This window comes from candidate division KSB1 bacterium (genome assembly GCA_034506335.1).
In the GTDB taxonomy this organism is placed as follows: domain Bacteria; phylum Zhuqueibacterota; class Zhuqueibacteria; order JANLFK01; family Oleimicrobiaceae; genus Oleimicrobium.
Genome location: JAPDPR010000021.1, coordinates 36927 through 49363 on the forward strand (window position 1 = coordinate 36927; position 12437 = coordinate 49363).

General features: G+C 58.8%; 24 protein-coding genes and 1 pseudogene. All 25 read right to left on the minus strand.

Going from position 1 to position 12437, the window contains the following annotated elements; all coding sequences use genetic code 11:
• Positions 1-2 precede the first annotated feature (2 nt).
• A complete protein-coding gene (map, locus tag ONB25_08060; GenBank protein ID MDZ7392831.1) occupies positions 3-755 on the minus strand; it encodes a type I methionyl aminopeptidase in 753 nt (250 codons plus the stop codon).
• Entirely contained in the window at positions 746-1414 is a 669-nt protein-coding gene (locus ONB25_08065) for an adenylate kinase (GenBank protein MDZ7392832.1), read from the minus strand. Before ONB25_08065 ends, map begins: the two co-directional genes overlap by 10 nt.
• 31 nt (positions 1415-1445) lie before the next feature.
• A complete protein-coding gene (gene secY, locus ONB25_08070; protein ID MDZ7392833.1) occupies positions 1446-2819 on the minus strand; it encodes a preprotein translocase subunit SecY in 1374 nt (457 codons plus the stop codon).
• On the minus strand, positions 2816-3256 hold the full coding sequence (rplO, locus tag ONB25_08075; protein ID MDZ7392834.1) for a 50S ribosomal protein L15: 441 nt from the start codon (positions 3254-3256) through the stop codon (positions 2816-2818). The genes secY and rplO overlap by 4 nt, the downstream gene beginning before the upstream one ends.
• Positions 3257-3314: 58 nt before the next feature.
• Positions 3315-3506, minus strand: a complete 192-nt coding sequence (gene rpmD / locus ONB25_08080) for a 50S ribosomal protein L30 (protein MDZ7392835.1) — start codon at positions 3504-3506, stop codon at positions 3315-3317.
• A gap of 19 nt (positions 3507-3525) precedes the next feature.
• Positions 3526-4059: a 30S ribosomal protein S5 gene (rpsE, locus tag ONB25_08085; GenBank protein MDZ7392836.1), complete on the minus strand. Its 534-nt coding sequence runs from the start codon at positions 4057-4059 to the stop codon at positions 3526-3528.
• A gap of 53 nt (positions 4060-4112) precedes the next feature.
• A complete protein-coding gene (gene rplR / locus ONB25_08090) occupies positions 4113-4484 on the minus strand; it encodes a 50S ribosomal protein L18 (GenBank protein MDZ7392837.1) in 372 nt (123 codons plus the stop codon).
• Positions 4485-4533: 49 nt separating this feature from the next.
• On the minus strand, positions 4534-5070 hold the full coding sequence (gene rplF, locus ONB25_08095) for a 50S ribosomal protein L6 (protein MDZ7392838.1): 537 nt from the start codon (positions 5068-5070) through the stop codon (positions 4534-4536).
• Between the two features lie 25 nt (positions 5071-5095).
• Positions 5096-5494 (minus strand): 30S ribosomal protein S8, encoded by a 399-nt coding sequence (gene rpsH, locus ONB25_08100; protein MDZ7392839.1) that lies wholly within the window; start codon positions 5492-5494, stop codon positions 5096-5098.
• Positions 5495-5526: 32 nt separating this feature from the next.
• Positions 5527-5712 (minus strand): type Z 30S ribosomal protein S14, encoded by a 186-nt coding sequence (locus ONB25_08105; protein MDZ7392840.1) that lies wholly within the window; start codon positions 5710-5712, stop codon positions 5527-5529.
• A gap of 27 nt (positions 5713-5739) precedes the next feature.
• Positions 5740-6300, minus strand: a complete 561-nt coding sequence (gene rplE / locus ONB25_08110; GenBank protein ID MDZ7392841.1) for a 50S ribosomal protein L5 — start codon at positions 6298-6300, stop codon at positions 5740-5742.
• 19 nt (positions 6301-6319) lie between these two features.
• Positions 6320-6655 carry a 50S ribosomal protein L24 gene (gene rplX, locus ONB25_08115; protein ID MDZ7392842.1) on the minus strand — a complete coding sequence of 112 codons (336 nt, stop codon included), beginning with the start codon at positions 6653-6655 and terminating at the stop codon, positions 6320-6322.
• A gap of 38 nt (positions 6656-6693) precedes the next feature.
• Positions 6694-7062 (minus strand): 50S ribosomal protein L14, encoded by a 369-nt coding sequence (rplN, locus tag ONB25_08120; GenBank protein ID MDZ7392843.1) that lies wholly within the window; start codon positions 7060-7062, stop codon positions 6694-6696.
• Between the two features lie 40 nt (positions 7063-7102).
• Positions 7103-7360 carry a 30S ribosomal protein S17 gene (gene rpsQ / locus ONB25_08125; GenBank protein ID MDZ7392844.1) on the minus strand — a complete coding sequence of 86 codons (258 nt, stop codon included), beginning with the start codon at positions 7358-7360 and terminating at the stop codon, positions 7103-7105.
• Positions 7361-7409: 49 nt separating this feature from the next.
• Positions 7410-7619: a 50S ribosomal protein L29 gene (rpmC, locus tag ONB25_08130; GenBank protein MDZ7392845.1), complete on the minus strand. Its 210-nt coding sequence runs from the start codon at positions 7617-7619 to the stop codon at positions 7410-7412.
• A 3-nt stretch (positions 7620-7622) separates the two neighbouring features.
• Positions 7623-8042 carry a 50S ribosomal protein L16 gene (gene rplP / locus ONB25_08135; protein MDZ7392846.1) on the minus strand — a complete coding sequence of 140 codons (420 nt, stop codon included), beginning with the start codon at positions 8040-8042 and terminating at the stop codon, positions 7623-7625.
• 56 nt (positions 8043-8098) lie between these two features.
• Positions 8099-8716 (minus strand): annotated as a pseudogene (gene rpsC, locus ONB25_08140) (30S ribosomal protein S3).
• A gap of 42 nt (positions 8717-8758) precedes the next feature.
• The gene (gene rplV, locus ONB25_08145) at positions 8759-9118 is read right to left on the minus strand and encodes a 50S ribosomal protein L22 (protein MDZ7392847.1); all 360 of its coding nucleotides are present in this window, start codon (positions 9116-9118) and stop codon (positions 8759-8761) included.
• A 30-nt stretch (positions 9119-9148) separates the two neighbouring features.
• Positions 9149-9436: a 30S ribosomal protein S19 gene (rpsS, locus tag ONB25_08150; protein MDZ7392848.1), complete on the minus strand. Its 288-nt coding sequence runs from the start codon at positions 9434-9436 to the stop codon at positions 9149-9151.
• Between the two features lie 10 nt (positions 9437-9446).
• A complete protein-coding gene (gene rplB, locus ONB25_08155) occupies positions 9447-10271 on the minus strand; it encodes a 50S ribosomal protein L2 (GenBank protein ID MDZ7392849.1) in 825 nt (274 codons plus the stop codon).
• A gap of 23 nt (positions 10272-10294) precedes the next feature.
• Positions 10295-10597, minus strand: coding sequence for a 50S ribosomal protein L23 (gene rplW / locus ONB25_08160; GenBank protein MDZ7392850.1), 303 nt, complete (start codon positions 10595-10597; stop codon positions 10295-10297).
• A complete protein-coding gene (gene rplD / locus ONB25_08165) occupies positions 10594-11223 on the minus strand; it encodes a 50S ribosomal protein L4 (GenBank protein ID MDZ7392851.1) in 630 nt (209 codons plus the stop codon). The genes rplW and rplD overlap by 4 nt, the downstream gene beginning before the upstream one ends.
• 8 nt (positions 11224-11231) lie before the next feature.
• Entirely contained in the window at positions 11232-11855 is a 624-nt protein-coding gene (rplC, locus tag ONB25_08170; GenBank protein MDZ7392852.1) for a 50S ribosomal protein L3, read from the minus strand.
• A 40-nt stretch (positions 11856-11895) separates the two neighbouring features.
• Positions 11896-12204: a 30S ribosomal protein S10 gene (gene rpsJ, locus ONB25_08175; GenBank protein ID MDZ7392853.1), complete on the minus strand. Its 309-nt coding sequence runs from the start codon at positions 12202-12204 to the stop codon at positions 11896-11898.
• A gap of 63 nt (positions 12205-12267) precedes the next feature.
• On the minus strand, positions 12268-12437 hold a 170-nt coding region (gene tuf / locus ONB25_08180; protein ID MDZ7392854.1), incomplete at its 5' end, for an elongation factor Tu.

A 12437-nucleotide genomic window follows, 5' to 3' on the forward strand; every position in this document is an offset into this window, starting at 1 on the left:
AACTACTTGACCAGGTCTTCGGTCAGGATTAGCGGCTCACCGTCCGTGACGACAATCGTGTGTTCGAAGTGCGCCGACGGTAACCTGTCCTTCGTTACCACCGTCCAGCCGTCCGCAAGCGTGGTCACTTCGTGACTTCCCATGTTAACCATGGGCTCGATCGCCAAGACCATGCCTGGGCGCAGCCTTGGGCCTCGGTGAGGGGCGCCGAAGTTGGGCACCTGAGGTGGCTCGTGAAGGCTCCGGCCTATGCCGTGTCCCACCAGTGCCCTCACCACGGAAAAACCTGCCTGCTCCACCGTGGTCTGTATGGCGTGCGAAATATCCGACAGCCGATTCCCCGCGCGCGCCCGAGCGATGCCCGCATACAGTGCCTCGCGCGTGGCGCGCAGCAGGCGCTCCTTCTCCGGTGAGATGTCCCCCACCGGGAACGTCCTGGACGCATCGGCGTAGTACCCAGCCATTTCTACGCCAATATCGACCCCCACGATCTCCCCTTCACTCAAAACTCTTGCACCTGGGATACCGTGCACCACCTCTTCGTCAACGGACACGCAGATATGGGCCGGAAAGCCCATGTAGTTCTTGAACGCCGCCCGAGCCCCTCGTCCCAACAGGAAGCGCGCCACCTCCTGATCCAGCACTTCGGTGCGTAGCCCAGGCCTGATCAGCGACTCTGCCAGCTCCAGCGCTTCTGCAACCAGTCTCCCACATGCCCGCAGGAGCTCGATCTCGCGCTGAGTCCTCAGCGCGATGTTGTGCTCATACCTGCCCGCTGCACCGCCTCCAGAATAGCCCTGTGCACCTCAGCGATCGACCGGTCCCCCTGGATGGCACATAGCTTCCCCTGCTTCTCGTAGTATTTCCGCACCGGTTCGGTTTGCCGCGCATACACGCGCAGACGTTCGCGCACGGTCTCCTCATTATCGTCCGCGCGCTGCACAAGGGCCCCTCCGCATTTGGGGCACACACCCGTACGCGCCGGCTCGTCGCTGAGCAAGTTATACACGGTCCCACAGGTTGCGCAGACCCTCCGGCTGCTGAGGCGTCTGACAATCTCCGCCTCCGGAACCTCCAAAAGCACTACAAGGTCGACGGTCTTGCCCTTTGCGCCCAATAGTCGGTCAAGAGCCTCAGCCTGCGCAACCGTACGGGGGAAGCCGTCCAGGATAAAACCCCTGGCGCAATCATCTGCTGCCAGACGCTCCTCAACTACTCGAACCATGAGCGCATCAGGGACCAACTTCCCCTCGGCCATCACCCCTTCCACCTCTTTGCCCAGTGGCGTCCTCTGTGCCACCGCCTCGCGCAGCATGTCGCCTGTAGAGATATGGGCTACGCCAAGCTCGGTGGCAAGCAGACTAGCCTGGGTTCCCTTGCCGGTGCCGGGTGCACCGAGCATGATGACGCGCATGGTCTGGTGCCGCTCCCACTCACCGTGCGCTTCACATGCGCCGGCGCCCTTTGATTCTGCCAGTCTTCAAGAACCCATCATAGTGACGCATCAACAGGTGCGACTCTACCTGCTGCAGCGTGTCCAACACCACACCCACCACAATCAGCAACGAAGTGCCACCATAGAATGAAGCAAAGTCATACGACACGTTGGACACCTTGGTCAAGAAGTAGGGGAATATGGCCACGATAGCCAGCGCGATCGACCCCGGCAAAGTGATGCGCGTCAGGATGTGGTCTATGAACTCACTGGTCTTGGCACCGGGTCGCACACCTGGAATAAACCCGCCATACTTCTTCATGTTGTCGGCCACGTCCACCGGGTTAAAGGCAATCGCAGTGTAGAAGTAGGTGAAGAAGACGATGAGCAACCCGTAGATCAGCCAGTACACGACCGACGTGGCAGAAAACATGTTGTTCAGAGACTCCACAAACCCGCTCTTCGGCAAAAAGGTGTGGATCGTCTGGGGCACAAAGAGAATCGATTGCGCAAAGATGATGGGCATGACGCCTGCCGTATTCACTCGCAGCGGCAAATGGGTGCTCTGCCCCCCGTAGATCTTGCGTCCAATGATGCGTTTTGCGTACTGGACCGGTATCTTACGGGTGCCTTGCGTCAATGCGACGGTGGCGGCTACGGTTCCCACAAAGACAGCGATGAGCAAAACCTCGGTCAAGAGCCCCCTGTTGCCGGCTAGAGCCTGCTGAATCTCATTAAAGATCGAGTTGGGGAACCTGGCGATGATGCCGATGAAAATGATGAGCGAAATGCCATTCCCGATTCCGCGCTCAGTGATCTGCTCCCCTAGCCACATGATCAGCACCGTGCCGGCCGCTAAGGTAAGCATAGTCAGGAAAGTAAAGAGAATGATCTGTCCTGTCGTGTCGGCCGAGACCACGCGGAGCAAGATGCGCTCACCTGTTTTGGTGGTAGTTTCCACCGGCGGAATTGAGCGCAGAAAGACTGAGACGCCATACGCCTGGAAAGCGGAGATAAGCACCGTGCCGTAGCGCGTGTACTGCGTTATCTTCTTGCGCCCCGCTTCTCCCTCCTTTTGCAGTTTCTGGAAGTACGGGACCACCGCCCCCAGCAACTGCAAGATGATTGAGGCAGAGATGTACGGCATGATGCCCAGAGCAAAGACCGTGGCGCGCTTGAGTGCCCCACCTGCGAAAAGGTCATAGAGCCCAAGGAGTCCGCCTCCACCCATCGCCGAGTCGATGTAGGCAGTCAAGGCAGGACCGCTCACCATGGGGATGGGCACGTGACCACCAATTCGGTAGACCACCAGGATGCCAAGCGTGAAAAGAATCTTCCGCTTCAGCTCCGGGATCTTGAAGGCGCTCTGGAATTCCCTGATCATAGCACCGTCACCTTCCCGCCCGCACTCTCGATTTTTTCTCTGGCGGACTTGCTGAACGCGTGAGCCGACACTTCCAAGGGGCGAGTGACCTCACCGGTGCCGAGGATCTTCACCGGCACTGTCTTCTTCTTGATGAGCCCTCTCTCGTGGAGCACTTTCGGATCAACTGTGGTGACCGACTCCAACCGGGCCAGGTCGCGAAGGTTCACCACCTGATACTCCTGTTTGAACGGGTTAGTGAATCCGCGCTTTGGTACCCGTCGCTGGAGTGGCATTTGGCCGCCCTCAAACCAGGCGCGATGCTTGGCACCCGACCGAGAGTGTTGGCCCTTGTGGCCGCGGCCGGAGGTACCGCCGTGCCCCGATGCATCGCCTCGTCCCAGACGTTTTCGCTGCTTTCGTGATCCTGCAGGTGGTTTTAGTCGCGATAGATTCATCGTTCCTCAATCTCGCTTATGGCGCAACTTTGCTGCGCGGCTCCAAGGGTAAGCAGCGCTACAGCTCCTGGACATTCACCAAATGGCTCACCTTGGCGATCATGCCGCGGATCTGTGGCGTGTCGCTGTGCTCAACACTCTGGTGAAGCTTCCGCAACCCCAACGCCCTCACGGTGAGCTTCTGTCGCCAGTGCCTGCCAATCGTGCTGCGCACCAAGGTTACCCGCAGTTTTTTCGTCTTCTTTGTCATCGCCTTATCCGCCGCCCGTCTACTCATTCTGCGCTTCAACCGTTGCTTCGTCGAGCCCAAAAAGCTGTCTCAAGCTCATGTCACGCCTCTTGGCTACCATACGAGCGTCGACCAGCTTGCTCAAAGCCACCATGGTGGCTTTGACCACGTTGTGAGGATTTGACGACCCCAGCGACTTGGTCAACACATCACGCACGCCTGCCGCCTCCATAATAGCGCGCACGGCGCCGCCCGCGATGACGCCTGTGCCAGGAGAGGCTGGGCGCAAGAGAACCTTGCCGGCACCATACTTGCCGATGACCAGGTGGGGAATAGTCGAACCCACTATCGGCACCCGCATGATGTTCTTCTTGGCGGCCTCAGACCCTTTGGCAATGGCATCGGTCACCTCGTTGGCCTTTCCCAGGCCTACGCCCACATGCCCTTTGCCATCTCCGACTACGACGATGGCGTTGAAGCTAAAGCGACGCCCGCCCTTGACCACCTTGGCCACGCGGTTGACGTGCACTACCTGCTCTTTCAGGTCCAATTCACTCGGGTTGATGCGCTCCAAACCTCGCTCCTGCTCTTTGCCAGTTCATGATCTCCGACGCATGAGGAAGCCGCTCAAAATTGCAGTCCACCCTCACGCGCCCCATCGGCCAAAGCCTTCACCCGACCATGGTACAGATAGCCACCCCGGTCAAACACAACCTTGCTGATATTGAGCGCCTTGGCCTTGTCCGCAATCCCTTTGCCAACTACCTTTGCCACCTCAACTTTGCTCTTCGCCTCCCTTAGTGCCGGCCGAAGAGCCTCGGTCAAACTAGAAACTCCTGTCAGCACACGATGGGTGGTATCGTCCACCAGTTGGGCGTAGATGTGGCGGTTACTGCGGAAGACCACTAGCCTGGGACGCTCCGGGGTACCATAGATCCGTTTCCGAATGCGCTTCTTCTTCCTTGCCCGCGCCTCTGCCTTCAGATTCGCTTTCTTCATCTCGCACTTGCGTTTTGTTCACCGTCTCATGACACTCTATCACCGCGCATTATGCGCCACTCTTGCCAGCCTTCTTGCGCACATGCTCCCCTTCGTACCGGATCCCCTTGCCCTTGTACGGCTCAGGCGGCTTAAGGGACCGTACTTTGGCCGCCACCTGTCCCACCAACGCCTTATCGATGCCCTTGACCACGATGTTGTTGGGGGTAGGCACCTCAAACGTGATGCCGGCCGGCGGCACGAATACCACAGGATGAGAAAAGCCCAGTTGCAGCTTCAGGCGCCCATTGACCAACTCCGCACGATAACCGACGCCTACCACTTCCAGCCGCTTCTGGAACCCCTCAGTCACGCCCACGATCATGTTGGCAATGAGGGTCCGGAACAGCCCGTGCAGCGCTCTGCCGCGGGGCGCATCGGGGAGCACGTCCACTACCACCTTGCCGTCATTCACGGCGCAGGTGAGCTGTCCAGGGAGCTCCACCGCCAGCTCACCCTTGGGCCCCTTCGCTACCACCCGGTTGTCTGCGACCGTGACCGTGACGCCCGCAGGCACCGGAATGGGGACTTTGCCTACTCGTGACACTTCACTCTCCTACACTGAGCACTTTTCACCACACATAACAGAGCACTTCGCCGCCTACTCCGGCCTTGCGCGCCTGTTGGCCGGTCATCACCCCTTTGGAGGTGGAAAGGATAGCGATGCCCAAGTTGTTGAGCACCCGGGGTATCTCTGCGGCACCCACATATTTCCGCTGCCCGGGCTTGCTCACCCGCTCCAGTCCCGAGATCACAGGTTCCTCGTTCTCATCGTAGCGCAAATAGATGCGCAGAATCCCTTGCTTACCGTCCTCTACCAGGACAAAGCTATGAATAAAATGCTGCTCCTGCAGGATGCGAGTGATCTCGGTCTTGAGACGCGAGGCCGGAATATCAACCTTCTTGTGCCCCGCGCGCAAGGCATTGCGAATCCTGGTCAGGTAGTCAGCGATTGGATCGGTCATCGACATCTATACTCTCCTCTTGCCCAAGGCCATGTCGCTCACCAGCTGGACTTGATGACACCCGGGATCATGCCCTGGCCGGCCAGTTCCCGAAAGCAGATGCGGCAAAGGCCAAACTTGCGCAGATAGCCACGTGGTCGACCACACCGGCTGCAACGATTGCGGTGACGCACTGCAAACTTCTGGGGTTTCTTCATCTTCGCGATGCACGATGTTCGGGCCAAGATCTCCTCTCCTTCCTTCGTCCTATCTCACGCTGCTTCTTTGCGCACAAAAGGCATACCGAAGGCTGCAAGCAGCTCGTAGGCTTCCTCATCGCTCTTGGCAGTGGTCACAATCGTGATGTCCATGCCCCTAATCTTTTCCACCTTGTCGTAGTTGATTTCGGGAAAGATAATCTGCTCCTTGATGCCGAGGGAATAGTTGCCACGGCCGTCAAAGGAGCGGTCCGAAAGCCCACGAAAGTCCCTTACGCGGGGCAGCGCTATGCTGATGAGGCGGTCCAAGAACTCATACATGCGCCAGCCGCGCAGGGTGACGTAACACCCGATTGGGTTACCCGCGCGCAGTTTGAATGCAGAGATGGCCTTGCGAGCCCTGCTCATTGCCGGGCGCTGTCCGGCGATCAGCGCCATCTCGTCCATGGCCAGGTCCAAGAGCTTGCGGTTCTCCAGGGCATCACCCACACCCATGTTGAGCACAATTTTCTCCAGGCGGGGCACCTGCATCACGTTTTTGTACCCGAAACGTTTCATCAGATGAGGAACAATCTCCGTGCGATATTGTTCCAGTAACCTTGGTCTGTAGTCCATAGCCTCTTCGGTCCGCCTTTTATGAGCTCTTTACCAGCATCTCGCCGCAGCTTTTGCAGTAGCGCACGCGCGTCGCCCGGCCAGTGCGGCTGTCAGTGATGACCTTGACGCCCACCTTGGTCGTCTCGTTGCATTTGGGGCAAATGACCATCACATTGGAAACATGGATCGGAGCCTCTTTCTCCACAATGCCGCCCTGCGGGTTCTGTTGGGACGGCCGCGTGTGCCGTTTGATAAAGTTGACTCCCTCCACGATCACGCGGTTCTTTTCGGGAAACACCTTCAGCACCCGACCGCGCTTGCCACGGTCGTCACCGGTGATCACCAGCACCATATCGTCTTTTCGTACGTGCATGTCCTGTTGCGCCTTTGCTTTTCCCTCTTTGCCGGTCTTCACAGCACTTCAGAGGCAAGGGAGACGATCTTCAGAAACTGCTTGTCGCGCAGCTCGCGTGCCACTGGGCCAAAGATGCGCGTCCCTTTTGGCTCGCCAGCGTCATTTATCAACACGGCGGCGTTCTCGTCAAAGCGGATGTATGAACCATCGGGGCGCCGTGTCTCCTTCTTGGTGCGTACAATCACTGCTTTGCTCAGATCGCCTTTCTTGACGCTACCCCCGGGGAGCGCCGACTTGACAGTCACGACGATGACATCGCCCACGGTCGCATAGCGACGCTTACTGCCGCCGAGGATGCGGATACACATGACGCGCTTGGCGCCAGTGTTGTCTGCCACATTGAGCCGTGTGTACGTCTGGATCATTGCTCACACTTTCCTGTACTATCGCTGTCCGATGAGGTCACTACTTCGCCTTTTCCAAAATCTCCACCAATCTCCACCGCTTGCGGCGACTGAGGGGCCTGGTCTCCATAATGAGAACCTTGTCACCCACGTGACTCTCGTTGCCTTCGTCGTGGCACATGAAGGTAGACGTGCGCGTCACATACTTCTCGTACTGTGGGTGTTTAACACGCCTCGTCACGGCCACCACCCGGCTCTTGTTCATTTTGTCGGAGACCACCACTCCAATCTTCGTCTTGCGCGCGCCTCGCTCTGCCACTTCTAACTCCACAAAATGTGTCTGTTGCACGTTAGTCCCTGTGCCGAAATCAGCTCTTCGGTTTCCTTATGCCCAGCTCGTATTCGCGCAACACCGTCTTCAGTCGCGCGATGTCCTTACGCAGAAAGCGGATCTTCAGTGGATTATCCAGCTGGTGCGTGGCATGCTGAAAGCGGAGGTTATGCAACTCCTCCACTGCCTCTTCCAGGCGCAGCTTGAGTTCCTCCACTGGCAGCTGCTTGATTTCCTCCATCTTCATTGCTCACGCTCCGTACTCGGCTCGGGCCACTACTTTTGTCCTGATGGGCAGCTTGTGGGCCGCCAGGCGCAATGCCTCGCGTGCCAAATCTTCCGAAACACCCTCCAGCTCAAAGAGGATGCGACCCGGCTTTACCACGGCCACCCAGTATTCAGGGGCACCTTTCCCCTTACCCATGCGGGTTTCGGCCGGCTTCTTCGTCACCGGTTTGTCAGGGAAGATGCGGATCCAGACTCGCCCACCTCGCTTGATGTGGCGCGTCATGGCTATACGGGCGGCCTCGATCTGGCGCTGGGTAATCCACGCCGGCTCCAGCGCCTTGAGCCCAAAATGGCCAAAGGTGAGGGTCGCCCCTCGCGTGGCGATGCCCTTCATGCGACCACGCTGCTGTTTGCGCCACTTTGTGCGCTTTGGCATCAACATAGGTTACCGTCTCCGTGTGCGTCTCAACTATGTTCCGTGGCGCCTGGGGCGCCCAATACTTCACCCTTGCAGATCCACACTTTCACGCCCACCGTGCCATAGGTGGTGCGCGCCACTGCGCGCGCAAAGTCGATGTCGGCGCGGAAGGTGTGCAGCGGGATTCTCCCTTCGCGGTACTGCTCGGTGCGCGCCATCTCCGCACCACCCAGTCTGCCAGAGCAGATGATGCGCACACCTTCGGCGCCCATGCGCATCGTGGACATGATCGCGCGCTTCATGGCCTTGCGGAACGAGACCTTGGCGACCAATTGGCTCGCGACATTCTCTGCCACAAGGTAGGCATCCAACTCCGGCCGCTTGATCTCCTGGATGTTGACGTGTACTTCCGTCTTGGTCAGGCGCTCCAGCTCCTCTTTGATCTTGTCTACTTCCGCGCCCTTGCGGCCGATGACGATGCCCGGGCGCGCCGTGTGAATGGTGATCTTAATGTGCTTGGCCGTGCGCTCAATCTCAATCTTGGAAATGCCTGCGCGCTGCAGCCGGTTCATGATGTACTTTCTGAGGAGCAGGTCCTCCGCCAGCTTGTTGGCAAAGTCGCGCTCGTCGAACCAGTTTGACTCCCAGGTGCGGGTGATCCCTATCCGCATGCCAATTGGATTCGCCTTCTGTCCCAAACTCTCCTCCTGCTGGTGATCAGGTTAATGATCTGCGGACACTCATGCGCTGGCCTGGTTGGCTGTGTCCGCCACGACAATGCGCACGTGGCAGGTGCGCTTGCGGATCCTGCTGGCCCGGCCCATCGAGCCGGCGCGATAGCGGCGCAGAGTGAATCCGGCGTTCACCTGAACCTCTTTCACGAAGAGCTCCTGTGGGGCAAGTTTTGCCCCTTCGTCGGTATTCATGAGGTTAGCCACTGCCGACCGAAGCGCTTTCTCCAGCGGTCGCGACGCCGCCTTCGGGCTAAAGTGCAAGATATTTAGCGCCTCCTCAACGCCCCGGCCGCGGATAAGATCGGCAACCTGTCGCATCTTCCGTGGCGACGTGCGCAGGTATTTAGCTATGCAACGTGCTTCCATTGACTCTCTCCACTCCCGATGCCTTTGCGATCAATGCACGCGTGTGGCTTTTTCCTTTGCCTTCTCCGGATGTCCGCGGAAGGTGCGTGTCGGCGCAAACTCGCCCAGCTTGTGGCCCACCATGTTCTCGGTGATGAACACAGGGATGAACTTGTTGCCGTTGTGCACGGCCAGTGTATGACCCACAAACTCTGGTGGGATCGTCGAACGCCGAGCCCACGTTTTGATGACCTTCTTCTGGTTGGCCTTGTTCAGAGCTTCGATCTTCTTCAGCAACTTCTGATCGACGTACGGACCTTTCTTTACCGAGCGCGCCATGTCTCCTCGCTTAGGCTTTTCTTCTCCTGATGATAAGCTTGTCAGAAGGTTTCCGCCCGCGGGTCTTCAGACCCTTGGCCAGCTGACCCCAGGGCGAACAGGGGTGACGACCACCGGAGCTTTTCCCCTCTCCGCCGCCCATGGGGTGGTCCACCGGGTTCATTGCCACACCTCGCACCTTGGGGCGACGGCCGAGCCACCGCGAGGCGCCCGCCTTGCCCAAACTGAGCGCATCGTGCTCCACGTTTCCCACCTGACCCAGCGTGGCCCGGCATTCCAGCCTAATGAGCCGCACCTCTCCTGAAGGCAGGCGTACATGGCCGTAATCACCCTCCTTTGCCACAAGCTGCGCATAGGTTCCCGCGCCGCGTGCGATCTGACCACCCTTGCCCGGCTTGAGCTCCACGTTGTGGATAAAAGTGCCCAACGGGATATTGCGCAATGGCATGGCATTGCCAATCCTAATCTCGGGCTTGTCACCAGACACTACCTCGTCGCCTACCTTCAAGCCCACTGGCGCCAGGATGTAGCGCTTCTCGCCGTCCGCATAGTGCAACAATGCCACATTGGCCGAACGATTGGGATCGTACTGGATAGAGGCCACCCGCGCCGGAATCTCCAATTTGTCGCGTTTGAAGTCGATGATTCGATAGGCACGTTTGTGCCCTCCACCTCGCCGCCGGCTGGTAATCCTGCCCGTGTTGTTCCGACCACCCGTCTTATTCAGCGGAAGCAACAAACTCTTTTCCGGCTTGCTCTCGGTAATCTCGTCGAATGCCGAGACCGTGCGAAACCTCAGTGTGGGCGTTACCGGTTTGAACGTCTTGATCGCCATCAGAGTCTCTCTACGTTACGTGGTCAGCGTGTGCCGAAGAAATCGATGGAATCTCCCTCGCGCAGTGTGACAATGGCCTTTCGCCAATTGGCCCGTTTTCCGTGCGTCAGACCGCGTCGGGTGTTCATGCGCTTGGGCTTGCCCTTGACGTTAAGGATGCGCACGCCTTCCACCGTGACATCGAACTTTTTCTCCACCGCCTGCTTCACGGTAACCTTCGTGGCTTCCGGGTCGACTTCGAAGGCATACTGCCGCCGCGTCTCCTGGAGTTTCAGCATCTTCTCGGTCACAATGGGCCGGCGGAGGATTATGTGCGGCTTTTTCATGACACTAACACCTTCTGCATTTGCTCCAAGGCGCTCTTCTGGATGACCAACACCTCGCAGTTCAAGATGTCGTAGGTGGAAACTGTGTTGGCCATGCGGATCTGCAGATTGGGAAGATTACGCCCAGCTCTGAGCAACATCTGGTCGGCGCTGGGAATGAGCAGCAGCGTCTTCTTGTCCGCAACGCCGATCCCCTTGAGGATGCCGAGCATGTCCCGCGTCTTGCCGCTTTCGACGGCAAAGTCTTCCACTACCAACACCTCGTTGGCCTTCGCCTTGGCCGACAGGGCCGAGATACGGGCCAGGCGCTTCATCTTCTTGGGCATCCGCTGATGGTAGTCGCGAGGATGGGGCCCGAATACGCGCCCTCCTCCCACCCACAGGGGCGAACGAATGGTGCCCGCGCGGGCGGTTCCGCGTCCCTTTTGCCGCCAGGGCTTCCGACCGCCACCGCGCACCATCGAGCGCGTGCGCGTGGAGGCCGTCCCCTGGCGCCGGTTCGCAAGTTCCGCCAACACCGCCTGGTGAATCACACCCTCGTTTGGCTCGACGGCAAAAATCTCGTCTGGCACCTCCACCTCTGCGGCGGCGGTGCTCCCATCTGTCTTATGCAGCGCAAGTTTCATGTGCTGGTCTACTTCTTTTTAATGATGACGATGCCGTTGGGTGCGCCTGGTACGGCACCCTTCACTGCAATCAGGTTCTTGTCCGCGTCAACCTTGACCACCTTTAAGTTGCGCACGGTCACAGTCTCGCCGCCCATGCGGCCCGCCATGCGCAACCCTTTGAACGACCGGGATGGGAAAGAGGACGAGCCAATGGACCCCGGCGCACGATGGCGATCGCTCTGGCCGTGGCTCTTCGGCCCTCCACCGAAGTGGTGCCTCTTGACCACTCCCGCAAACCCACGCCCCTTGGACACACCGGTCACTGTTACCACATCCCCCGCATTGAACAGGTCAACCTTGAGCACGTCACCCGGCTTCACCTGGTCAGCCAAGGCAAAGTCGCGGAACTCGCGCAACACGCGCGCTGGCTTGATGCCTGCCTTCTGGCAGTGGCCAACAAGCGGCTTGGTGGCCACCTTGGCCCTTCGTTCGCCAAAGGCTAGCTGCACGGCGCTGTAGCCGTCTTTGTCTGGGGTCTTGATCTGCGCTACGTAGCACGGGCCCGCTTCGATGACGGTCACCGGCACCATATTGCCTGACTCATCGAAGAGCCTCGTCATGCCCACCTTTTTCCCAATCAATCCAAGCATGTCTTTCTCGTCAGTTGCCTAATGATCGTCTGGCCAATGCTCAGCCCTTGATCTCCACATCCACTCCCGCGGGCAGCTCCAGCTTCATCAGCGCATCCACCGTCTTGGGGGTCGAATTGTGGATGTCGATGAGTCGCTTGTGTACCCGCGTCTCGAACTGCTCTCGGGACTTTTTGTCCACGTGGGGTGAGCGCAAAACGGTGTACACTGTCCGCCGTGTAGGTAGCGGGATCGGGCCCGAAATGTCTGCGCCGGTACTTCTGGCGGTCTGGATGATTTTCTCGGTTGACTTGTCCAGAAGTCGGTGATCGTAAGCTCTCAGTTTGATTCTGATGGTCTGCCCAGCCATGCACGCTCCAGCTTAACGCGAACCGTCCTTGCCTCGAGTCTTTGGTAGCAAGCGCTCGCCTGCCTATTCGATGATTTTGCCGACCACGCCGGCGCCCACGGTGCGCCCACCCTCACGAATGGCAAACCGCAACCCCTCCTCCATCGCGATCGGCGTGATCAACTCCACCTCCATCGTCACATTGTCCCCCGGCATCACCATCTCCACCCCCTCCGGCAACCGTATCGTCCCCG